The following is a 22721-nucleotide window of genomic DNA, read 5'->3' on the forward strand; positions in this document are numbered from 1 at the left end:
ACAGAATTCTCAGCTCCGCCCGAAAAATTGTATTGACCATAAGAAAAAGATGGCTTAATGCCGCTACTGAACCTTACCTGGCTGGAGGGGATAGAGCTAGAGCATGTCGATTATGCCCTACATGCTGCTTGCGGTTAGTCGAGGTTGAAACCCCTTTGGTAATGGCGTCGCAGTGCCGCCAGCATTGCCGTCTGATGAGCATCGGCCGAGGCATCCCCCCACTCATTTTCCGAATAGATCAAGTCCATTTTCAAGGAGTCAGGCCGCTTCTCGAGCGCCCGCTTGTTAAGGAATCGCTGGCGCTTTTCGTTGTAGGGAAGATTGCCGTACTCTGAGTTGATACTGCGCGAGACAAGCGCGAGATTGCCGAAGCGGTCCAGCCAATCCTTCGAGACCTTGTTGGTGTCGGTCGCTTGTGGATTCTGCGGCGAAATATGCTCTACCGAGTTCTTTGCGGTAAAACGGAAATTGCCCCATAACTCATGGTCACGTTGCTGTTCATGCCAGAGCACAAAGTCCAGCTTGTAGAACCAGTAATGCGCAAAATCAACGCCGTGGCTCCACGGCAGCACATCCTCGAACTGGAGTGCAGATGCGGTGCGCCAGGGATCGTCCATGAACGAGCGGGTACGCGCGACCAGCGGTTTGTTGGTAGCCTCCCCCAGCAACTGGTTATCCAACTGACACAGGAAGCCGTAATAGCGCTCCACCTCGCCGCCGCCGCCACCACGCACGGTGTGCGCATGCTTGTGGATGAAGTAGAGAAATGGCGTCAGCCAGTAATGAGTGGTGATCTCCTGCGAGTGATACAGCATGCTCTGCAGCAACGACAGGCCCTGATGCAGGGAATTGTCACGACTGCGATTGATGTAACGCTTGTCATCACTGGCAGAAATCGAGGTATGGCAAACCTGGTGGATCTCTTCATCGCCTTGATCGACCCACTTGATGACGTACTCATCCCACAGCACGCGCATACGCCAGAGCAGATCGATGAATCCCTGCGCCCTCGCCGTACGCTGTATTGACTCCGACGGCACCAGCAAGTGCGCCTCGAACAAAGCGAGCAACTGGCGATCTAGCACGCGGGGCAGATCCGCCTGCCCTTGCTCCTTCAACCAAATGCGCAGCACATGAAGCAAGAAGAGCGGAAAGCCGATAATGCTTCGCGCCCAGGACGTTTCTCCATCATCCACGGCGATGGCTGTCGGATCCGTGCCGATATCGGTAAGCCCGCCGTCAACGATAGCTTGTAAGGTCAGTCGCTCGTCGCCTTCCGCTTGCGCGGCGTCAACCTTTCGGCTCAGCAGCCCGTGCACGGCGCCTGCATGCAGCAGTTGCCCCTTGTTATAGAGATCACCCAGCCGATGCGCCTCCAGTTGGGTTTCCAGGCAAAGATTGCGCTCGACAAAACCACTCATGTCGGCACAGGCATTCCACAATGCCGCGTAGCGGGAACGGCTTTCTGCGGGGATGTCACGCAGCAGCCTGGCCTTGAGAATCTCGTGGTGCTGTAGCTGGATGCCACGATTATTGATGACTTCGAACAGCTTATTCAAGTCCATGCCCTCGGGCACCTGTGTGAGCACCAGCGAGACGTTGCGATAAACAAAGCCGGCCAGCGCCTTGAGATATTCATCATCCACAGGCCCGCCGTCCGCACGCTTGTAGGTCTGCGCGAAGGAGGTCATCAATTGCTGTGCCTCTCTCATGCTCTGGGTGTCGATGGCTTCGCTGGTCGTCGCTCTACTTCCCAGCATCATGCTGGCAAGAAAGTCGTTCACCTGCTCTCGGATCGAGAAGTGCAGGCGCGGAATCGCACCGTCCTTCAGCACAACCCTGCTGAAGTCCCCCATCACCTGGCTCCATACCGCCACCGTGCTGAGCATCCACAGCGTGGTGAAACGCTGCTGCCCGTCGATCAGGTCGAAGCGGCGCACGCCCTGATGGCGGTCTTCCTCGGCGGTTTTCTCCACCAACAGCGTGCCACCCAGGAAAAACTGCGTGTCGCGTCGATCGAAGGCATTAGCCATATCAGTCAGCAGCGTCTTGATCTGGTCATCACCCCACACGTACAAGCGCTGGTAGATTGGCACATTAAAGCACCAGGCGGCGTCTTGCTTGTTGACCAACTGTTCCAGAGTGCAGAGGCTGGAATCAATTTTCATGGCGATCTTCCTGGAAAGCCTTCAGGAACGCCTCGATCCATTGCGATTTGCCCGCAAGGCTGCGGCATTCAGAATCCGCTTGCCCCCGATAGAACTCCAGGACAGCCCTTTTGTATCGCCCCTGCACACCATTCCCCACTTCAATCGTTTCATTGGCATACAACGACGCCACGGCCTGTTGCCGTTGCTGCAGAAAATCCAGCACCTGTTTCGGGTGGTAACTCTGTGCAATCACATCCAGCAGGTTCAGCTCGGCCAGCCTGAAAAAGTTGGCGGAGGTCTCCTGTTTGACCTGTTTTTTCTCCAGACGAATCGCGCCCAGCAGAAACTCCAGGCGCAGGGCAAACGCAGTCAGTTGCTCAACTTCGAACTGATCCACGTACACCAAGCTGCAGAGCATAAAGATCTCGCGCAGATACTCCTGGTTGTTGCGCAGCAGCTGTCGATAGATAACGCGGAACGAACTCACGTGCCTGCATGGCTCAAGATCGTTCATCAGCCTTTGTAGCAGCGCGGAGTACTTATCTGTGTAGAGAAAGAATCCCACACCCGCATGAATGGGCTGGCGCACCGCCATCGGCAAGTTTGCGGGGTTGTGGCTTACACGCAGTTGACTGCCCTGCAGTACGTACTCGCCGTCGCCCGCCAGCGTCAGCGCGGTCGCCAGCCGATTGTGCCGGGTGGCGTAGAGAGGCACGCTATCGATACGACTGCGGCTGTCTGCAACATGGGGCCAAGTGTCGCGCTGGAACTCGGCCAGTAGCGCCTCGTGCCTGCCCGCAGGCGTTTGCGATCCGCGCCAACGCCGCGCACGCCAGAGAAAACGATTGAATAGGTTGGGTGCGAAATCCTGACCTGGAGAAAGTATCGCGGGGTGGCGTTGCAGTGACTCCCAACGCTCAGCGCAGTGCTGCTGCAGTGCTGTCTTGAGCCTGCCCTCACCATCTGCATGATCGATCGCACGCAGGTGATAAGCCTTGAGCAGGTCGGTGGCCTCTAGGCGCACTCCGCGGTTGTTCTGGGTATCGAAAAAGGTGAAGGCAAGATCGGTGCAGTCCACTTCGATCACCGTCAGACGAAGTTTTTCGATAACCTCCCGCGCAATCGGCTCTAGCTGCTTCAAAGCCTGCAATCCTTCAGAAATATGCCGCGCGGATTGCCCCGAATAGCTGAGCGCCTGGCCCGCTGGCAGCATGCCGGTAGCGCGGTAGTACAACAGCGACAGCGCTGTTATGCGTTGCTGACCATCGATGATGAACCGTCTCGACTGGTATGCATCGCGATGCAGCAACACCACACCCATGTAGTAAGGCAGGGTGTTGTCCGCCTGCTCTGCAAATTCTGCGAGGTCACTGGCCAGTTGCATCAGTTTGTCCGGGCCCCAGACGAAGCCGCGCTGATAGCTGTCCAGTGCCAATGGCCAGTCACTTGCCTTCAGCACATCGGCGAATGACAGGGTACTGACCCGAACAAGAGATTCCTGCGTCATGGATCGAGCTCCCCTGCTCAGCTCTCCTCCCAGCGTTTACGCAACGTCCTGATCCGGGCATCACCCCGCAGCGCACGCCGATCTGGCCCACATAGTGCGACTGACCCTTCCGGCAACCCAAAGACTTCTTCGATCGCTGCCCGAATGCTGCTTACCTTCGCATCCGAACGTGCGGCACGATACCGCGCCGCCTTCCGGCTGGCAGTGACAACGGCCAGGTCTTCATCCTGCTCGTCCGAAGAGTCCAGCTCCTCGACATCCCAGACCTCGTCCTCCTCATCCTCCTCGATAGGCTCGGCATCGTCACTGCCCTCTTCGGCCTCTTCGGCTTCAGCTGTCAGGTCTGCCAGACTCTGGCCGTGGGAATACCAGGTGCAGGCGTCCTCTTGCTCCCATACCAAACCATCCTCGACATGGAACGTGCGCAGGGCTGCAGAAGACGAAATGTAATCACTAAACCGCGACTTCACCGTCGACAACTGCTCAAAGCCGGCGCCCAAGGCAAGCAGAACTTTCTTGGGACCTGCAACCAACAAGAATTCAGACCAGCACGGCTCGTGGAAATTGACGCTAACAGAACCGTACATGTAGAGGGTCGCCCGCAGTGATGCGTCCTGTTCGGCCAACCGGGTCAGTACCTGCATCACGGTGCGGTAGATGCTGAAGCCAGCATTCTCGATGGACTGCGAATCAACCTCGACGGTGGGCAGCGGGGACCCACTATTGACGAACGCGAGCTCCGATACCAATTTCTTGATCATTGCATTCATTCCTTGAACAGGTCTTGGGCGGGCACGTCGCCGTTTGCGGCAAAGTGATGAGCTGGTTTGCAAATCCTTTCGACCGAGTGTGATGAGGTCACGCCCGATAATGGCAAGGGGATGGCTAATTGCGCAGATGGTGCCGGGATACTGCAGTGGCAGCAAGCCCCAAAATCATACCGGGTCGCTCCCCCGATAGATCATTGCCACCGCCCGACACTATCAGCGTCGACACTGTCAAAGCCCTCCATACCTAACCCGAGCGGCGGAGAGCGTGTAGTTATCGTCATAGACCGTGCAATACCGTGCGAAATTAGTCACAGGCCTGCTGACCGGCTCGTTGTCGGTAACGTCACCGTCGCGCCGGGCTATGTAAAAGTGCTCGACTCTCTTGATCGAGTGACTGAGCTAGGACACGCGGATTTTGGTGAATTCATTGAGCTAGCGCGTCAGCAACGCGCACTCGATTTCCAGCTCCCGGTCCCCCTGTAACACCTGGAACATCTCGACTTTCTGCCTGATTTCAACTCGTTGCTGCTTGAAATCCCAATCAAAAAAATTTCAAACCTATATCACCTCTGTGAACGCCCACCGCATCGACTGCGGTAGGGATTTGGCGTGCCTGCTTTTTAGCTCAGCACGCTCATCACTTGAGAGGACCTGCGTATGTATACCCCTTGCCCAAGCTGTAACTCTGGACGCGTCGTCACAAAAAATATCGGTAAGCAAACAGGTGGATTAATTGGTGCGGCAGGCGGTGCCGCCAGTGGTGCCGCCGGCGCCCTGTCAGGTGCAGAAGCCGGCGCGGTGCTGGGAGTAATCGGCGGCCCCGTCGGCATCGCAGTGGGCGGTATTGCCGGTGCCCTACTCGGTGGTCTGTTTGGCGGCGTCGCCGGTGGTCTCGCCGGCGCGACGATTGGCGAACAGATTGATGACAAGGTTCTGGACAACTACCAATGCGTGGAGTGCGGTCATCGCTTTAGCGTAAGGCGTTAAGTCGTTATGAACCGGCAGCGTTTTCGCAGAAACGCTGCCTTTATCGATTATTTGCCAGGAATCATTCCCATGGCTCATCTTGTTGAAAAAATGGCTTACGTTGGCACCACGCCTTGGCATGGCCTGGGCAGTCGCCTCTCCCCCAAACAACCCCTCGAAGTCTGGCAACATGAAGCGGGTATGGACTGGAAGATCCAGGACAGCCCAGTGCATTTCAAATCTGAGAACATCGGTGCTCTTGGATCGAATCACTCTTTCCCTGAACAGAAGGTGCTGTATCGCTCTGACACCAAGTCTCCACTGTCAGTGGTTTCCAACCGCTACCAGGTTGTGCAGCCCCGTGAAGTGCTGGAGTTTTACCGGGATCTGACTGAGGTCTCGGGCTACGAACTGGAAACAGCAGGAGTGCTCAAAGGCGGTCGCAAGTTCTGGGCTCTGGCCCGTACTGGCCAATCCACTGCTTTGAAAGGCAACGATCAGATCAATGGCTACCTACTGCTGGCCACCTCCTGTGACGGCACCTTGGCCACCACCGCAACACCCACCACGGTGCGAGTGGTCTGCAATAACACGTTGACCATCGCTCTGGATGGTACGGCCCGGGCAATCAAAGTGCCGCACAACGCCCGCTTTGATCCGCAAGCGGTGAAGAAGCAGCTAGGTATCGCCGTCTCGCAATGGGACGACTTCATGCACCGCATGCGAATGCTGTCTGAACGCAAGGTTCAATGGCATGAGGCCTTGGGGTTTTTCATGAGCGTATTGTGTGATGCCAGCCCCAACAGTCCACTACCAGCAGTACTTCCTAACGAGCGGGCGCTGCGCAAGGTGCAGAGCCTGTATGAAGGTCAGGGGCGTGGCGCCACACTGGTGTCGGCTCAAGGAACCGCCTGGGGCTTGCTCAATGCTGTGACCGAATACGTTGATCACGAGCGGCGTGCCCGAAGTACCGAATACCGCATGGACTCGGCCTGGTTTGGCCAAGGTGCTGCCCTCAAACAACGCGCCCTGCAGGCCGCACTGCAACTCGCCGCCTAACCCCACTCACTTACTCAATCATTAAAGCGCCTGGTCAGCTTCTGCTGGCCGGGCGTTTTTTATGCCGCACAGGAAAACATCATGGGCACACAAACTCTGCAACAACCCAGCAGCAAACCCCGTCCTGCCTTACGTCTGGTGGGGACTAAACAACTGCCGCGCGAGGACTGGTTGGCCGTGCGCAAACAAGGTATCGGCAGCTCGGATGCCGCCGCTGCTGTGGGCCTAAATCCTTACAAATCCCAGCTGGAGCTGTGGCTGGAGAAAACCGGGCGTGATAGCTCCCTGCCCAAGATCGATCCACAGGATGAAGAGAGCCCTGCTTATTGGGGCAATATCCTGGAGCCGATTGTCGCAACACATTATACCCGGCGCAGTGGTCACCGGGTGCGCCGGGTCAATGCGGTGCTGCAGCATCCTGATCCCAAACTGCCCTGGATGTTGGCCAACATCGACCGTGAGGTGATCGGCGCCTCAGACGTGCAGATTCTCGAATGCAAAACCGCCGGCATAAACGGCGCACGCCTCTGGAAAGAGGGTGTGCCTGAGTATGTGCAGTTGCAAGTCATGCACCAGCTCGCCGTCACCGGCAAGCAGGTCGCTGATGTGGCGGTATTGCTCGGCGGTCAGCACTTGGAGATCCATCGCATTGAACGCGACGAGTCACTGATTGCTCGACTGGTCGACTTCGAGCGACTGTTCTGGGATTACGTGGTCAGTGATACCCCGCCGCCGGCTGACGGATCTGCCTCAGCGGAACAAGCGTTGCGCTGTCTGTATCCACAGGACAGTGGGCAGAGTGTGGACTTCAGCCAGGACATGCGGCTCTGTACGACCTTTACCGCATTGCAGAAAGTGCGCGAGTCAATTGCACAGCAGGAGAAGCTGGAAGCTCAACTCAAGCACACATTACAACAGGCCATGGGCGATGCCAGTCGGGCGACCTTTGCCAGCGGCTGCATCACGTGGAAGAAAGCCAAAGACAGCGTGGCCCTGGATATCCCCCGTCTGCTGAAAGAAAAGCCCTATTTGCAAGTGCGCTATTCGACCACCAAAACCGGCAGCCGGCGTTTTCTGCTGGTCTGAACGCTCGTTCGCTCTTCCCTTATTACAAAGCCCTTTCTCTCCAACGCCACCCTGGCCGCTTACGCAGTCTCGGTGGCGTTTTTATTTCAGACACAGGAGAACTCCCATGCTCAAAGGTTTAGCAATTACCCCACCGGTGCTCGGGCGCATATCCATCGGCAAGATCGTTGAAAAGAACGGCAAGCGTCTGCCGGAAAAGGACGATCAATTCACCCTCACCTCCCAAGTACAGAGCCGTGACGGCTGGTTGCTGCACCCACTCAATGAGGAGCTCCGCAATGGCCAGGACGGCAAGCTGCGCAGCGTTCCGATCCGCTTACTGTTCAACGAGCCTGATCTCAACTTTCGCGCGGACTACAGCCTGTTCGATCGTACCACCGGCCGGCCGCTGTGCGTCGGCAATGGTGAGACCTGCAAGCGTTTAACCAAGGACGGCATCCAGTCGTTGCCCTGCCCTTCACCCGATGGCTGCTCACTGGCTCAAGGCAATGCCTGCAAGCCTTACGGCCGGCTGAACGTGGTGATTGGCGATGACGATCCGTTGGGCACCTTTGTCTTTCGTACCACCGGGTTTAACAGCATTCGCACTCTGGCGGCACGCCTGCACTACCTGCAAGCCATCTCAGGCAACCGCTTGGCCTGTCTGCCGCTGGAGTTGCGTCTGCGCGGTAAATCCACCCGGCAGAGCCATGGCACACCGATTTTCTACGTCGATATCACGGTACGCAGTGGGCTGAGCCTAGAAGACGCCTTACTGGCAGCCAAGCAACTGGAGGAAACCCGGCAAGCCTCGGGCCTTGACCAGAGCGCCTTGGATCACGCGGCCCGGCAGGGCTTTAACAATGGGGCCTTTGAAGACAGCGAGGAGGACACAGTTGCCATCGTCGAAGAGTTCTTCCCCGCCATTGGAGATCAGCCCAGCCCGATAGCTCCCCATGCCCAACTGGCAGCACCTGCCAAACCCTCACTCGCCCAAAAGCTGGAGTCGCAAGCCGTCCGGCACCAAAGCAGGCCTTCGGCACAGTAACCGCGCTCTTCAGCCCCTTTCATTTCTTCGCATTCAAATAGGAAGTCCACCATGAAATATCACAAGCTCATAGCCGGTGAAACGACCGGCACCTATGTCATGGAATCCCCCGTCACCGAAGCTGACATCCTGCGTATGGCGCAACAACTGGCAATGAGTCGTCTTTCTAAAGGCCGGGCATTGACTGAGCCAAAGCAGGTTTTTAGTCACCTGCAAACACTGCTGCAGTACCACGAGTACGAAGTCTTTGCGCTACTAATGCTCGACAGCAAACACCGTGTTATTGCTTTCAGGGAGCTATTCAGGGGCACGCTGGATGGTGCCAGCGTGTACCCGCGAGAAGTGGTCAAGATTGCGTTGGAGCACAATGCGGCAGCGGTGATTCTGGTACATAACCATCCATCCGGCGATCCTGAACCCAGCCAGGCCGATCGCACGCTAACCCTGGCGCTCAAGAACGCCCTCAGCATGATTGGCACCCAGACGCTGGATCACATTGTTGTAGGTCATGAAGGCTGCGTATCGCTGGCTGAACGAGGTTACCTTTAATTCCTATGTTCACACCGTCCGATGGACTGCCCTTGGCGTTGCCAGGGCAGTCATCGGCAAGGTGCCCTTTTTTATTTTTTTGTCGTGATTCTGCGTTGTGCTCAGCTTCTGCTGCATCCGAAACCATGGGAACCATCCCCAAAAACCTTCGTGCTCGACTTACACAGATAGCTCGCACGACGGAAGAAGGCGGCCTGTCCGGCTATCTCGTCGCGATACAAGTGATAGTAAGGATTTTGTGGAATCTCGACCAACCCCCTGACAGCCTCTACTGACAACCCTAAAGCACTTGCCCAGGCTCCTTCCAAACGATTGAACATGTTGTCTCTGCCTGATTCGAGCTTACCCAGTGCATTGAAGGCATCGTAGTTCAGCAAGATCGCAAAGTGATGATGTGGCCGCCCGTGCTGCCCTTGCTCCCTGGCCCAGACGTAACGAACCTTGGTGTCGTGTGCATACTTATTCACAAGTTTCGCCATTTGGCGATTGTGCTTGATCTTGGCTTTAAAGGATTCGATGAAACGGTCAACAACCTCGTTCGTGAAAGCGTAATCGGGCAATTGAATGTTAGCTGGTAGCCGTAGGTCAAACCTGAGTGCAAATACACGAGGGTACTGATTAAGCGCTCGAGATACCGTCTGATGAAGACGGTTTAGGTACTCTTGAATAAAAGGCCCCTTATCCACTTGCACGGCCAAGCCTTGATAAGAGCCTTCGTAATGAAGGGTTAAGTTCGTGTTGCCTGAATGTCTAGCCATGATGGAGCTCCGAGCATTGAGTTTCATATAGTCAGGACCCCAAGTACATTTTTACCTTATATCTAAGAATGCGGAGCACAATATTGCTCAGCTTAGAGAGACCACCTCCCCTCCAATACACCCCCTACACTTAACTAATAAAGATAAGCCAACCCCATAACAGAGATGCTTTATAAGCATATTACCAATACCGAAAAGCTCTGACGGCACCACACCAAATAAAACACCCACAAACCCTTTTAAAATGCAACATTACAGAGACCACAATCACTCTGGAAAAACACCATCAAGGAACTTATCCTTGATGGTGTTAACTTAACTTAGCCAATCAAGCTTCAAAGCCAACCACAGCAGAACCTCAACTACTCCTACTCACCAATTGATCCCGCTCTTTAACTTTATCCAGAATCCAATCGTGAACTTCACTTTCCAGCCAACCTACGCAACGGTCCCCCAAGGGAATAGGCTTTGGAAACAAGTCGCCCGAAATAAACTTGTAAATCGTAGATCTAGCAAGGCCAGTGAGATCCATGACCTCTTTCAATCGAATTATCCTCATGAACGCAGCTCCTGTATTCGTCCAGAGGATTGGCAAGCCCAGTAGAAATTAACGTGCTACCGACTTTACCCCTCATACAGGGGAAGGAGCCTGGCGAGGCAACCGTGGCAGTAAAGCGCACCAAATGTAACCAGACGCAAAAGCTGCCTGTAAAACGAAGCGACCCCATCTCGCCAGATCGCTGCCACAAACAGGTATCTCCCCAGTAAAGACTGATAACAGAAAAAATCCTATCTACTAGAGATCATCTTGATTGACACCTAAAAAATGGTAGAGTACACCTAGATTTTTACTTGAATCGCGCTAGAAGGACCCTACAGTGGCACTACACCTAGAAGACGATCTTTCCCAGATTCTCGGCGAAACGGAATACAAAAACCGCCACGACATATGGCTGTGGTACACACTTGTATTTTTCGAAACTACATTTAACCCAAATGACTACTTCGATACTGGCATGAGAGACAAAATGGCCAGATACCTACAAACTAGGCCATGGAGAGTCGGCGAATTACTGAAAGAAAGATGCAAACAACTAGTCCACAAAAAAGAAATTGAATGGATAACAGAAGACCGTCGTGTAACAGAATGGACTACAAGAGAAATTCAAATTTTGACCGAACACAGCCAACTCAACTACTACTTTGACCTCACAGAAAAAGATCTCCCTATAGCGATCCTCGACGTATGGCAAAAAGATATAACTCAGAAAACAAAATTACTAAGAGATCTTGAACAAAGATGGAAAAGCCACAAAACAAACGACAAAGTGTATGCTTGGTTTAAAGACGACGACCAGAAAAGCCAATTCGCTTGGGACTGGCTAACAAAGAACTCCTTCGCCGCCACACTTGGATCAACCCCCTTCGAAACATTCGAAGACATCTTGATTTTTTTTGACAAAACGAATTACTCACGAGAACAAAAAGAACTTTATATAGGAAAAATAAAAAAAGGATGGGCCCAACGAAAATACAGGGAAAATCTAAAAGGAAAAGCTCAGTACAACTTCGTTCTTTCAGACAAGGCAATTGAAAGCCTCGAAAAATTGGCAAGCCGCTATGAAGTTAGCCGAGCAAGGCTCTTAGAAATATTGATAGAAATGGAAGCAGAAAAAAATGACCACATACCTGAAAGAATCAGAACATCACAACTACTAAAAATCTCATAACTAAAAAACAGTACCCCACCTTCTTGGGCTCGCCCGTAACCGAGTGGCTCACCGAGGCAGCGCAAGGGTGTGCTGGAGGTTGGGAGACCGGCGAGGTACAGCTTTCCCACTTGCTCAAAGTTTGGCGACGCTTGCAGCGGGCGGGAAAAAGCGAGACTCAGCTACACCAGTCTCGCAAACAACTGATCTCAGCTCTTTTCGCGTGGAGAGATGGCGCGCTGTCGCTAAATGAGTGGCTGACCTCCCTAGCTAAGGCCGTTCTGGACGACATGCTTTGTGACGAGCCAGGTCTGAGCGACGAGATCGATAACCTTAATGAGCTTATCGAAGCTGCCGCTGAAGGTGGGGTGCTTGAAGACTTCACCATCCAGATTTTTGGCAATCAGGGAAAGAGCCCCGATCAGATTAACCTCATGACGCTTCACAGCTCAAAAGGCTTAGAGTATCAGGCCGTGATCATGCTTGGACTGGAAGAAGGCGTGGTCCCGAGCAAATACGTTAAGACGCGCGAAGCATATGAGGAGACCGCGCGCCTGTTTTATGTGGGTGTGACCCGCGCCAAGGCCCAGGTACATTTAGCGTTCGATAGGGTCGAGTCCCCCTTTATCACCACAATCCGAACGGCGACCTGGATGCGCTGACGATCTTCTGAACCTGGGGCGCACATACGCGACAGCAATAAGGCACGTGCTGACTCGCCAGAGCGAGTGAAGGTATGAACAAGCACCAGCAAGTGCTATCAGAAGCCGTTGGTCGCGCTCAAAAGCGAGAACCGAAGTACAGCTATGGAATCGAGCTCTGGTCGACGTAAAGACGGGAATCTAAGAAGATTCGCGGATGGTATTCCAAAAGGTATTCCAATAAAAAGCTTAACCGAAAATAATCTATTAAAATCATCACCTTAAAGAATCAGTTCAGATTACCCCGGCCCACCATTTGATCAACTAAAGACGTCCACGGACGTCTTTTTTTGTGCCTGAAAACCAGTGAAATCAAGGGTTTCAGGGCCATTGACGTCCGTAGAGGCTTTTTGAGTTCCAGGCGTTTTGGTATCCCAAGCTTTGGGAATACCAAAACGATGTCAGAGGTGGCCCGCATGCCCACCAATGCTTCCCACCACTCCCTTCTGCCAAACCAAGGCAACGAAGACAGCAGAAAACGACGTCATCCTCACTGACGATGACTAGCCTTGGCGTAGGATCAAGACCCATAAAGCCGCACTCAACGCGACTTCATCATTCTAAAAACTCCCCGTCTACACCCTCAAACTTACCAATCACATTTATTCTCACCACACACTTAATAAGCTAGCCACCTATCTAATTTAAAACAACCGTCTGAACTCAACCCCATCTGATAACACCTCTCTTTAACCAACCACACCGCCCTGTTTTTTATTTCACAGGTATTTCACATACCCTTACTTATGCTAATGTCATTACGACATCACCGCTATCAAACCCGGATCGGGAGTGTGTATGACAGGTCTTCTGGCTTCCGTTAACAGCCGTACGCAACTGGTCGGGCAAAACCGCCTGGAATTGCTTTTATTCCGGTTCAACGATCACCAGCTGTACGGCATCAATGTGTTCAAAGTGCGGGAGGTTATTCGCTGCCCCAAGTTATCTGTACTACCAAAGTCTAATAACAACATTTGTGGCGTAGCGAACATCAGAGGCTCTTCTATCCCTGTTCTAGACCTTGCAATGGCCACTGGGTTGCCGGGTATTACCGATAAGGAGAGCGCTTTTATAATACTAACGGAGTACAACAATCGCGTTCAGGGCTTTCTGGTTTATGCAGTTGAGCACATCGTCAATTTGAATTGGGAGGACATCCATCCTCCGCCCAAGGGCAGTGGCGATAATAATTATCTGACTGCTGTGACCCATGCGGATGATCGGTTGGTGGAGATCATCGATGTGGAAAAGGTGCTGACGGAAATTTCTCCGACGTCGGAGGAGATTTCCAACGGTGTGGTGGATCAACAGGTGACTCAGTGGGCGCGGCACCTGCGCGTGCTCACGGTCGATGACTCGATGGTCGCCCGCAAGCAGGTGACGCGTTGCCTGGAAACCGTCGGGGTGGAGGTGGTTGCGCTGAACGATGGGCGTCAGGCTCTGGATTATCTTCGCGCCATGCTCGATGAAGGGCGCGATCCGCAGGAAGAGTTTTTGATGATGATCTCGGACATTGAGATGCCCGAGATGGATGGCTACACCCTGACCGCTGAAGTACGCAGCGATCCGCGCCTGGCGAAGTTGCATATTGTGTTGCACACCTCGCTGTCGGGCGGGTTTAACCAGGCCATGGTGAAGAAAGTCGGGGCCGATGACTTCCTGGCGAAGTTCCGCCCGGATGACTTGGCCGGTCGGGTCGTCACTCGCATCAAGGCGGCCAACGCCAACTGATCCATTCAACCACCACACCATTCACGCCAGGGAGGCTGAGCGGCAATACATAAAAAGAAGAAACAGTAGAGGCCATATCATGACCAAGTGTAATGAGCTCTATCATCAGGCTCCAGACGGCGAAGCAAGGCCTTTCTGGAAGGGCACGCTGGATACCTGCACATCGGGCTGCGCAACCACGTCGCCTAATTCCGCATGCGAACCCGGCACCACAACCACGCCCATCTCCCCTACCTCAATGAAAGACGAGCTGATCGCCGCCCAGGCGGTGTGCACCCGAGCCAAAGCCGCAGTCGTCGAAATGTTCAGCCATGCGCGCATGGGCCGTGCGCTGGAGCTTGAGCCCATCAGCTCGCTAGTGGATGACATTTCCAGCTCGATCGCCCGCCACCCAGACGCTTTTATCAGCCTGGCACGCCTTAAAAGCATCGACGATTACACATATATGCACTCGGTGGCGGTGTGTGCACTGATGATCGCGCTGGGCGTACAACTCAAGCTGCCGCCCGCGCTCATTCGTCGCGCGGGGCTGGCCGGCCTGCTGCACGACATCGGCAAGATGGCTATTCCAAACGCCATCCTTAATAAACCCGGGCGTTTGAGCAGCGATGAATTGCAAGTGGTCCGCCGCCATCCCCTGGAAGGCGAAAAAACCCTGATGGGCACCGCCCAGATGTGCGACATGGTGGTGGACGTATGCCTGCATCACCACGAGAGAGTCGACGGCAATGGCTACCCTCACGGGCTGGCGGGTGAGCAAATCAGTGTTTTTTCACGCATGGCCGCAGTGTGCGACGTCTATGACGCGGTGACTTCCGACCGCTCCTACAACCAAGGCTGGGACCCAGCCGTGGCCATTCAGCAGATGTCCACATGGCAGGGGCATTTTGACGATGAAGTATTTCGGGCCTTCCTAAAAGCCGTCGGCATTTACCCCGTGGGCTCTATCGTTCAAATGAAAAGTGGCACGATCGGCGTGGTCATTGAACAACATACTGATTCGCTGTTGACGCCCAAGGTCAAGTTATTCTTCTTACCGGTTCTTAATATTTATATCACCCCGAAAGTTGTCGATTTGAGTGACCCAGCTCAAACCGATCGCATCATCGCACGGGTGCCGCCGCAACGTTATGGCTTTAAAAACACCGAGCACTTGTGGCTCGATGATAATGAGTCCAACTGAGCAGCGATAACTGTCATGCAGTATTGACCGATGAAACGATAAGCATCGGCGCTACTGCCTAAGCAGCCCATGATTAAGCCTTAAGTCTTGTGTGCACAAAAACATTGGAATGCCAGTATCCGGCGGTATTGGTAACTATCAGCGCGGGCAGGAATCATCATGAAATTCAACTCATTGCAGACTCGAATTTGCTTTACTGCAGGACTCTGCTTATTCATCTCTTGCGCCAGCCTGGTTTTATATGGGCTGTACTCTTCAAATGCGAATCAAACTTATGTGGGCCGCGAAGTTTCTACGCTGATCGAAAATTCGACCATCCGCGAAGTGCAGAACCTTGCCGAATCGCGCGCAAATGCCATCCAAGCCAAATTGCAGAACGCCCTGGACTCAGCTCGCACAATGGCCAACACCATGAGCGCCAGTAAAAGTGCGCAAAGCCCGCTCGCTCTGGGCCGGGAGCAAATCAACACAATGTTGCTCAGCGTGCTCAAGGACAACCCGGATTTCAACGGCACCTACTCGTGCTGGGAGCCGGATGCCCTCGACGCTCAGGATCAAGCCTCTCGTAACAATGAGGGCGGTAACAACCCGCTGACGGGTCGCTTTACCCCCTATTGGACCCGCAGCTCGGACGGCCATATCGCCGTGCAACCGCTGGTGGAATACGACTCCGACGCGCGTCACCCCAATGGTGTCCTTAAAGGCGGCTGGTACTCCGGCCCCCGCGACACTCAGAAAGAGAGCGTGTTGGACCCGATCCCCTACGTGGTTCAAGGCAAAAACGTATGGCTGACGACGCTCTCGGTGCCCATCACCGCCAATGGCAAGTTCTACGGTGTGGTCGGTGCTGACTTCGATATTTCGTTTATTCAGAAACTCAGTGAGCAAATGTCCGCCGCCCTGTATGACGGCAAAGGTTCGGTGACGATATTGAGCCATCAAGGCTTGGTGGTGGCCAACAGTAAACGCCCCGAACTAATCGGCCAGCCATTGAAGGCATTGCTGCCCGACACCTGGGAAAAAGTGTTGGCCAACGTGCAGAAAGGCCAGGGTGACAGTCGGATGAACCAGGAAGCTGAGGAGATCGAGGTGCAAATGCCGATCACCCTGGGCCGCACCGGCAAACCCTGGGCGATCCTGATCCATTTGCCCAAGGCCGTGGTGATGAGCCAGGCGATTGCGCTGGAGCAGGAGCTGAAGTCCCGCGGGCTGAGCAGCAGCATCTGGCAGGTGGGCGTCGGGCTCAGTATTTCTGTGCTGGCCTTGATGGTGTTGTGGTTTGCCACCGCGAAAATCGTCGGCCCGATCCGTGAGGCCGCGACCCTGGCCGCGACCATCAGTCTTGGGGATTTTTCCCAGCGTCTGGTTCAGAAATCCGAAGATGAAGTCGGGCAGTTGTCTTTTGCCCTGAACGAAATGTCGGACAGCCTGCAACGTCAGGTCAAAGTCGCCGAACGCATCTCCGAAGGCGACCTGGACCTTGAGGTTCGTCTGTCGTCCCCCAACGACACCTTGGGCAAGGCGCTGGAAAAAATGGTCGGCAACTTGAACAACCTGATCTCCCAGGTTCAGGTCAGCGCCACCGAGATCACCGGCAGTTCGGGCCAGGTCACAGAGTTGAGTCAGTCGTTGTCCGAGGGTGCGGCCAACTCCGCGTCGTCCATTACCGAGATCAGTGCGGTCATGACGCAAATGGCCGCGCAAACCACCGACAACGCGGCCAACGCTAAGAAGGCCGATGAGCAGTCACAGGCATCACGCGCGGACGCGGGGGAAAGTGACCAGTTGATGAGCGAGCTGATCGCTGCCATGGCCGAGATCGACAACTCGGGCAAAGACATCACGGCCATCATCACTACCATCGACAATATTGCCGCCCAGACCAACCTGCTGGCCTTGAACGCCGCCATTGAAGCGGCGCGTGCCGGCGAACTCGGCCGTGGTTTTGCCGTGGTGGCCGACGAAGTGCGTAGCCTCGCCGCACGCAGTGCCGAAGCCGCCCAGCAAACCGCGGCGCTGATCGCCGACTCGTCAACCAAGACCCAGCGCGGCATGGTCATCGCCGGACGCACCGCCGATTCGCTGCGCAATATCGTTAATGGCACCACGGCGGTTTCGAGCTTGGTGTCCCTGATCTACCAGGCTTCGAGCGAACAAGCCTCCGGGTTGCAGCAAGCCAGTATCGGCTTGGAGCAGATCGATGAAGTGACTCAGCAAAATCAGCACAACTCCCAGCAATGCGCGGTGGCGGCCAAGAACTTGTCGGAACGGGCTAACGCCATGCAGCAAGGGCTGAGCCGTTTCAAAGTCAAAACCAGCTAGCCCGGCGGCCCGGCCGGGGGCGGTCAACCGCTGCCCTCGGTCCCTTTCATCAACCGCTGGTTCATTCACGAAATGTTAAGAATCGCCTCCCTATACTGACCGACTGCGAGCCGCTCCCCCGAGCGGCGCCCTGCCCCGGTATCCACACCCCATGACGCGCCCCGCCTCTCTGCTGCTCCTGCTTGCTGGCCTGTTGTTTTTCTTTGCTTTGGGTAACCACGAACTGCAAGGCTCCACCGAAGCCCGCGTCGCCGGGATCGCCATGGCGATGCACCTGGACAACGACTGGGTGGTGCCGCAGTTGTTTCGCGAGCCGTTCCTGGAAAAACCACCCCTGAGCCTGTGGCTGGACGCCGGCGCGATTCGCGTGTTCGGCGGCACCACCTGGGCGGTGCGCCTGGCGTCGGCCTTTGCTGGGTTGTTCAGCGTGATGCTGCTGTACGGGATGCTGCGCAAGTTCGGACGCCCGCAGACCCTGGCGTTCAGTGCGGCGTTGATCCTGGCGACCATGGCCAGTTACTGGAGCAATGTGCGGGGTGTCGGCGAGGATGCGTTGCTCAGCCTGGGCGTGACCACCGCCCTGTTGGCGTTCTACCAGGCGGTGCGGCCGGATCGTCAAGGTTCGGCAACCGGCGCCTGGGCGTTGTTTACCGCCGGGATGATGATCGCTACGTTGAGCAAAGGCGTGCTGGGCCTGGCGATGCCCGGCGTGGTGATCTTTGTGTACTTGGTCAGCACCAGCCTGATGGATAAACGCCTGCACCTCGGGGACTGGCTCAAGCCGGCGGCGTTTACCCTGCTGGCCCTGATTCCATTGCTGATCTGGCTGACATTCCTATTCCAACGCGGCGGCCTGCAGGCCGTGGGCGAAGTGCTGTGGACCAATAGCGTCGGACGCTTCAGCGGCGAATTCGTCGAGGCTGGGCATTACGAGCCGTTCTATTACTACCTGCTGAAGCTGCCGCAAGCGTTTTTACCGTGGAACATCCTCGTGTACCTGGGGCTGTGGCATTTCCGCAAAAGCCTGGTACGTAATCGTTACCGGTTATTTTTCAGCGTTTGGCTGGTGGCGCAGTTCACGTTGCTGACGTTGGCCTCAAGCAAGCGCACGGTATACCTGATGGCCCTGACACCCGCCGCCGCAGTGCTGGCCGCCGAGTATGGGCGGGTCATCCTGGAGTGGCTGAAGGCGCATAAGCCGTCACTCTACAAGTACCACAGGCGTCTGGTCGGCGGCGTGTTCACGCTAGCGGTGGCGTGTTACCTGACGGCCGCGTTCTGGTTTGCGCCCAAAGCCGATGTGCGTCAGTCGTTCGTGCCGGTGATCCGCCAGGTTCAGGCACTGCAAGCCGAAGGCAAGGAAGTGGTGTTGTTTCAACCCAACGAACGTATCGCCGGGGCCAGCGTGTTTTATTTGCAGAGCTACTTGAAGATCTTGCAGACAGACGCGCAACTGCACAGTTATCTCGCCGCCAGGCCTGGCAACGTTGCGTTGCTGGACCGTACCGACGGCCTGAGCACGCCGGTCAAGGTGATCAAGGAAATGGCGATCAATCGCCAGCCCTACTACTTCGTCGAGCAGTAGGGCCGGCGCGGCAGGTTAGTGTTTGGTGAGTTTGTCCAGGTAACCCATGGCGAATGCCGAGACCACGAAGGTCATGTGGATGATCACGTACCACATCAGGTGCTGAGGATCGACGTTCTTGGCGTCCATAAAAATGCGCAGCAAGTGGATGGAGGAAATCGCTACGATGGAGGCCGCCACTTTCATCTTCAGCGACGAAGAGTCCATGGTGCCCAGCCAGTTGAGCTTTTCCTTGTTGTCGTCGATGTCCAACTGCGAGACGAAGTTCTCGTAGCCGGAAATCATCACCATCACCAACAGGCCGCCGACCAGGGCCATGTCGATCAACGACAACAGCAGCAGGATCACTTCGGCTTCCAACATGGTGAAGATGTTGGGAATGACGTGAATGATTTCCTGGAAGAATTTCAACGCCAGGATCAGCAAGCCCAGGGACAGCCCCAGGTAGATCGGCGCCAGCAACCAGCGCGAGGCGTACATCGCATTTTCGATAAAGCGTTCCATTGGATCTCACACAGCGTGGTTAGAAATGGCGGCGAGTATACCAGCCGCCATCAACGCGCTGTAACCGCGAGAAAACTGACCTGGGCGGCTTCTGTAAGAGAATTTTTCTGCTAGTGTCGAGCCCATCAACTCGGCTCGATGATGTCGGACAGGAAGAAACTCAGATGATGGATGTGCGATCCCCTTTGGCCGGTTTCGGCCTGTGCGCAGCATTGCTGCTGGCGGGCGGCTGCTCCCCCAGCGATGAAAAGAAACAGGCCACCCTCGAAGAGAAAACCGCGCAATTCGAACAATCCTTGGACAGCATCCAAGATCCCAAACTGCGCGACGCCATCGCCGACCTCGGCGGCTCGCTGCTGTTGCTGGAGCGGGCGCAACTCAAGCTCGCCAACAAGCCCATCGAGCCCGAGTACGGTGAAGACTCCCTGGCCCTGCTCAAGCACTACCCCACGCCCCAGGCGTTGGTGGACACCTACATCAATGGCCTGTTCGTGCTGCGCAAGACCTCCCACTCCGATTACCTGACCGATCTGCAGCCGGTCTTCCCATTCAATTTCAACCTGCCCGACCAATTCCCGTTTCCCCACGGCCTAGAATGGCAGTCGGTCACCCTGAGCAACCACAAAGTCATTCCGTTCCAGCCGGAATGGTCGGAAACCGATCCGGGCATCCAACTGAGCCCCAGCAGCTCCAACCTGACCAACCCCGATGATCTGACGGTGACCTACCCGTTCATCGACGGCATCGAGACCGAAAACAAAAGCCAGCCGCAACCGGTGAGCCTCAAGGGCACGGTAGAGGTGATCGCGCCGGGCAATGTGCTGACGTTTGACTTGTCGACCAAGGACGTAGGCCACCCGCGCACTGAAGGCGCGATCAGCGTCAATCTGCTGCGTCTGGAGAAGAACTACGCCGAAATCGAACTGACCAATAGTCAGCCCCTGGCGCCCCAAGTCGGCGATGAGTCCCCCAACCCGCTGCTGGTACAGGCGCGCGACAGCACCGCGCAATTCCTTACTCGCTCGGGATCCATCAATGAAAGCGCGGCTCAGGTGGCGTTCTACCAGAAACAATTGGCCGAGATGCAAAAGCAAAAAGTCTGGTCCGACGCCTTGGAAAAACAGCTCAGCGATGAGCAAAAAGCCTTCGAACACCAGCAGAACACCCATTACGCCAAGGTGTACTTCAATGGGCTGATCGACACCGTGCAAGTCAACGTGCTGGATTTTTCCAAGGCCACGGTGACCCGCAAGGACCTCGACCTGCCGGTGCTTCGCTTCGACAAAAACAGCCTGGAAAAAACCGTGCAAGCCTTGCCCATGCCGGTCACCGTGTATGACGACAGCGCCGCCGATTGGCTCAAGGACGCCACACTGACCGAAGACCAGCTGAAAAACAGCGTCACCATCAGCCAGTCCGTCGAAGACGCCAGCGCCGCGACTATCGTGTTCGACCACCCCTTCACGTTCAATGACGATCTGGTGGGCGCCGAGCGTAATAGCACTGAGTCGCCGGTGACCTTCTTTACTGCCGATGAAAAAGGCGAGCGCGGCGAACCGATTGAATTGCCCACCGAGGCTTTTGAGCTGAACCCGGCACGCGGCACCCTCACCTACGACCTCACGCTGTTTCCGGAAAACCCCGCTTATGTGGTGGGCTCGATCCCGTTGTTCCTGGCGACCATCGAGAAAAACCAGATCGACGTGGGCACGTTGCCTAAGGGCCTGTCGCTCAAGGACAACGCGCTGGTTGTCGACCAGAAAGCCTTCCCCTCCGACAGCTGGCGTTTCTATGCCAAGGACGCCAGCGGCCACTACCTCAAGGAAATCCTCGCCGTCAGCCATCGCGCCGCGGAATACGGCACGGCGTTATTCGACGTGCATTACTTCTACGGCCAGCCGAGCGCGCTGGAAAGCTACCAGCGTACCGAGCTGAATACCGTGCAATACGGCTTTGAGGTCAAACTGGATAAGCCCGAGAGCAAATAAGCGGATTACAGAGCGAGCTGCTCGTGGTTGCGGTTGAGCAGTCGAAGATGAGCCTGCAAGTGCAGGCACCAGATCGGCGGGTCCTCGACCATTTCGTAGCCCTGCCGAGTCAGGTTTTCGACGATCGACTCCAGCAGATGGGCTGCCTCGAAGGGGCCGCGAAATGGGCCCTGGGACTTCACCGCGGACGGCTGCTCGCCGGTCATCCCGGCGGCAAACAGCACCGTCCACAGCCCGTTATCCCCAGCGAGAGGGCGAATGGCGCATTCGATACGGGTAGCCAGCCCGAAGTACTGGCGGGTAAGACAGAGGTTGCGCGACATGGCGGCGACCCTCGGTAGTTCGGTGTTCAGCCCCTGCGCGTGGGCGAGGCTGTTGCTGTCCAGCGACTCCTGTGGATATCCCTAATCCTCAGGATAGAAGAAAAACACGACAAACCAAGGCCGTAGAGACCAACGGTGTAGGCCCCTGTAGTCACCAGTCAAATTATTGTCATTTCTGCCAACCTTGCGGCGAGCGAACTGGCGCCGCGCGAGACAAGCTCGCTCACCACAGGGATCGGGCCAGAGGCTTGGATTTCCAGCGCCATTTCGCTTGAGAAAAGCGGCAGTCAACTCAGGTTCTGTGGCAACACCCCAACCCCTGTGGTGAACGGGCTTGCCCCGCGCGAGGCCAGCTCGCTCACCACAGGGATCGGGGCACAGGCTTGGATTTCCAGCGCCATTTTCGCTTGAGAAAAGCGGCAGTCAACTCACGTTCTGCGGCCCCCCCCCAACCCCTGTGGTGAGCGGGCTTGCCCCGCGCGAGGCCGGCTCGCTCACCATAGGGATAGGGGCAGAGGCTTGGATTTCCAGCGCCATTTCGTTTGAGAGAAGCGGCAGTCAACTCAGGTTCTGTGGCAACACACCAACTCCTGTGGTGAGCGGGCTTGCCCCGCGCGAGACAAGCTCGCTCACCACAAGGATCGGGGTAGAGGCTTGGATTTTCAGCGCCATTTCGTTTGCGAGAAGCGGCAGACAACTAAGGTTTTGTGGCAACACACCACCCCCTGTGGTAATGGAATGGACGCCCCCTTCCTAACGGCATCTATGTGCCAAAGTTAAAGTGTTACCCACACTTAGCGGAA

The 22721-nt window shown here is 55.6% G+C and carries 19 protein-coding genes; 12 read left to right on the plus strand and 7 right to left on the minus strand.

From position 1 onward, the window contains the following. Positions 1 to 134 precede the first annotated feature (134 nt). From ACFZPT_RS21235 to ACFZPT_RS21245, 3 genes are read right to left on the minus strand one after another with little or no spacing between them, the layout of a single operon-like run. Positions 135 to 2168 (minus strand): DUF262 domain-containing protein, encoded by a 2034-nt coding sequence (locus tag ACFZPT_RS21235; RefSeq protein ID WP_379555628.1) that lies wholly within the window; start codon positions 2166 to 2168, stop codon positions 135 to 137. Continuing rightward, positions 2158 to 3657, minus strand: coding sequence for a DUF262 domain-containing protein (locus ACFZPT_RS21240; RefSeq protein ID WP_379555627.1), 1500 nt, complete (start codon positions 3655 to 3657; stop codon positions 2158 to 2160). Before ACFZPT_RS21240 ends, ACFZPT_RS21235 begins: the two co-directional genes overlap by 11 nt. Before the next feature lie 17 nt (positions 3658 to 3674). Beyond that, the gene (locus ACFZPT_RS21245; RefSeq protein WP_122800086.1) at positions 3675 to 4418 is read right to left on the minus strand and encodes a hypothetical protein; all 744 of its coding nucleotides are present in this window, start codon (positions 4416 to 4418) and stop codon (positions 3675 to 3677) included. A gap of 666 nt (positions 4419 to 5084) precedes the next feature. Between ACFZPT_RS21245 and ACFZPT_RS21250 the strand changes: the two genes are divergently transcribed. The 5 genes from ACFZPT_RS21250 to radC all read left to right on the plus strand — a co-directional run bounded on the left by ACFZPT_RS21250 (position 5085) and on the right by radC (position 9114). Then, entirely contained in the window at positions 5085 to 5414 is a 330-nt protein-coding gene (locus ACFZPT_RS21250) for a hypothetical protein (RefSeq protein WP_379555625.1), read from the plus strand. Positions 5415 to 5483: 69 nt separating this feature from the next. Continuing rightward, positions 5484 to 6452 (plus strand): DUF932 domain-containing protein, encoded by a 969-nt coding sequence (locus ACFZPT_RS21255; RefSeq protein ID WP_379555637.1) that lies wholly within the window; start codon positions 5484 to 5486, stop codon positions 6450 to 6452. Between the two features lie 81 nt (positions 6453 to 6533). Next, on the plus strand, positions 6534 to 7538 hold the full coding sequence (locus ACFZPT_RS21260; protein WP_379555624.1) for a YqaJ viral recombinase family protein: 1005 nt from the start codon (positions 6534 to 6536) through the stop codon (positions 7536 to 7538). 106 nt (positions 7539 to 7644) lie between these two features. After that, complete coding sequence (locus ACFZPT_RS21265; RefSeq protein WP_379555622.1) at positions 7645 to 8565, plus strand: hydrolase or metal-binding protein; 921 nt, start codon at positions 7645 to 7647, stop codon at positions 8563 to 8565. 51 nt (positions 8566 to 8616) lie between these two features. Beyond that, entirely contained in the window at positions 8617 to 9114 is a 498-nt protein-coding gene (radC, locus tag ACFZPT_RS21270) for a DNA repair protein RadC (RefSeq protein ID WP_379555620.1), read from the plus strand. A 101-nt stretch (positions 9115 to 9215) separates the two neighbouring features. On the opposite strand, the gene ACFZPT_RS21275 is transcribed toward radC, so the two are convergent. Both ACFZPT_RS21275 and ACFZPT_RS21280 read right to left on the minus strand, forming a co-directional pair. Beyond that, the gene (locus tag ACFZPT_RS21275; RefSeq protein WP_379555618.1) at positions 9216 to 9872 is read right to left on the minus strand and encodes an inovirus Gp2 family protein; all 657 of its coding nucleotides are present in this window, start codon (positions 9870 to 9872) and stop codon (positions 9216 to 9218) included. 358 nt (positions 9873 to 10230) lie between these two features. After that, on the minus strand, positions 10231 to 10431 hold the full coding sequence (locus ACFZPT_RS21280) for an AlpA family transcriptional regulator (protein WP_122800081.1): 201 nt from the start codon (positions 10429 to 10431) through the stop codon (positions 10231 to 10233). A gap of 319 nt (positions 10432 to 10750) precedes the next feature. Here ACFZPT_RS21280 and ACFZPT_RS21285 point away from each other — a divergent pair, with 319 nt between their 5' ends. From ACFZPT_RS21285 to ACFZPT_RS21310, 6 genes are all read left to right on the plus strand, one after another. After that, a complete protein-coding gene (locus ACFZPT_RS21285; protein ID WP_379555617.1) occupies positions 10751 to 11602 on the plus strand; it encodes a hypothetical protein in 852 nt (283 codons plus the stop codon). Positions 11603 to 11625: 23 nt separating this feature from the next. Next, positions 11626 to 12243: a 3'-5' exonuclease gene (locus ACFZPT_RS21290; RefSeq protein ID WP_379555616.1), complete on the plus strand. Its 618-nt coding sequence runs from the start codon at positions 11626 to 11628 to the stop codon at positions 12241 to 12243. Between the two features lie 837 nt (positions 12244 to 13080). Continuing rightward, a complete protein-coding gene (locus tag ACFZPT_RS21295; RefSeq protein WP_034115155.1) occupies positions 13081 to 14013 on the plus strand; it encodes a chemotaxis protein CheV in 933 nt (310 codons plus the stop codon). Positions 14014 to 14092: 79 nt separating this feature from the next. Next, complete coding sequence (locus ACFZPT_RS21300) at positions 14093 to 15196, plus strand: HD-GYP domain-containing protein (RefSeq protein ID WP_080758791.1); 1104 nt, start codon at positions 14093 to 14095, stop codon at positions 15194 to 15196. 297 nt (positions 15197 to 15493) lie between these two features. Further along, positions 15494 to 17518 (plus strand): methyl-accepting chemotaxis protein, encoded by a 2025-nt coding sequence (locus tag ACFZPT_RS21305; protein ID WP_371918474.1) that lies wholly within the window; start codon positions 15494 to 15496, stop codon positions 17516 to 17518. 151 nt (positions 17519 to 17669) lie between these two features. Continuing rightward, complete coding sequence (locus ACFZPT_RS21310; RefSeq protein ID WP_034115157.1) at positions 17670 to 19103, plus strand: glycosyltransferase family 39 protein; 1434 nt, start codon at positions 17670 to 17672, stop codon at positions 19101 to 19103. A gap of 15 nt (positions 19104 to 19118) precedes the next feature. Here the strand turns inward: ACFZPT_RS21310 and ACFZPT_RS21315 are convergent, their stop codons facing one another. Then, positions 19119 to 19607 (minus strand): TIGR00645 family protein, encoded by a 489-nt coding sequence (locus ACFZPT_RS21315; RefSeq protein ID WP_034100811.1) that lies wholly within the window; start codon positions 19605 to 19607, stop codon positions 19119 to 19121. A 164-nt stretch (positions 19608 to 19771) separates the two neighbouring features. Here ACFZPT_RS21315 and ACFZPT_RS21320 point away from each other — a divergent pair, with 164 nt between their 5' ends. After that, positions 19772 to 21595 (plus strand): hypothetical protein, encoded by a 1824-nt coding sequence (locus tag ACFZPT_RS21320; RefSeq protein WP_080758792.1) that lies wholly within the window; start codon positions 19772 to 19774, stop codon positions 21593 to 21595. 5 nt (positions 21596 to 21600) lie between these two features. On the opposite strand, the gene ACFZPT_RS21325 is transcribed toward ACFZPT_RS21320, so the two are convergent. Continuing rightward, positions 21601 to 21918: a hypothetical protein gene (locus ACFZPT_RS21325; RefSeq protein WP_034100813.1), complete on the minus strand. Its 318-nt coding sequence runs from the start codon at positions 21916 to 21918 to the stop codon at positions 21601 to 21603. Between the last annotated feature and the right edge of the window lie 803 nt (positions 21919 to 22721).

This window comes from Pseudomonas sp. MD330_10 (assembly GCF_042610415.1).
Classification (GTDB): Bacteria; Pseudomonadota; Gammaproteobacteria; order Pseudomonadales; family Pseudomonadaceae; genus Aquipseudomonas; species Aquipseudomonas rhodesiae.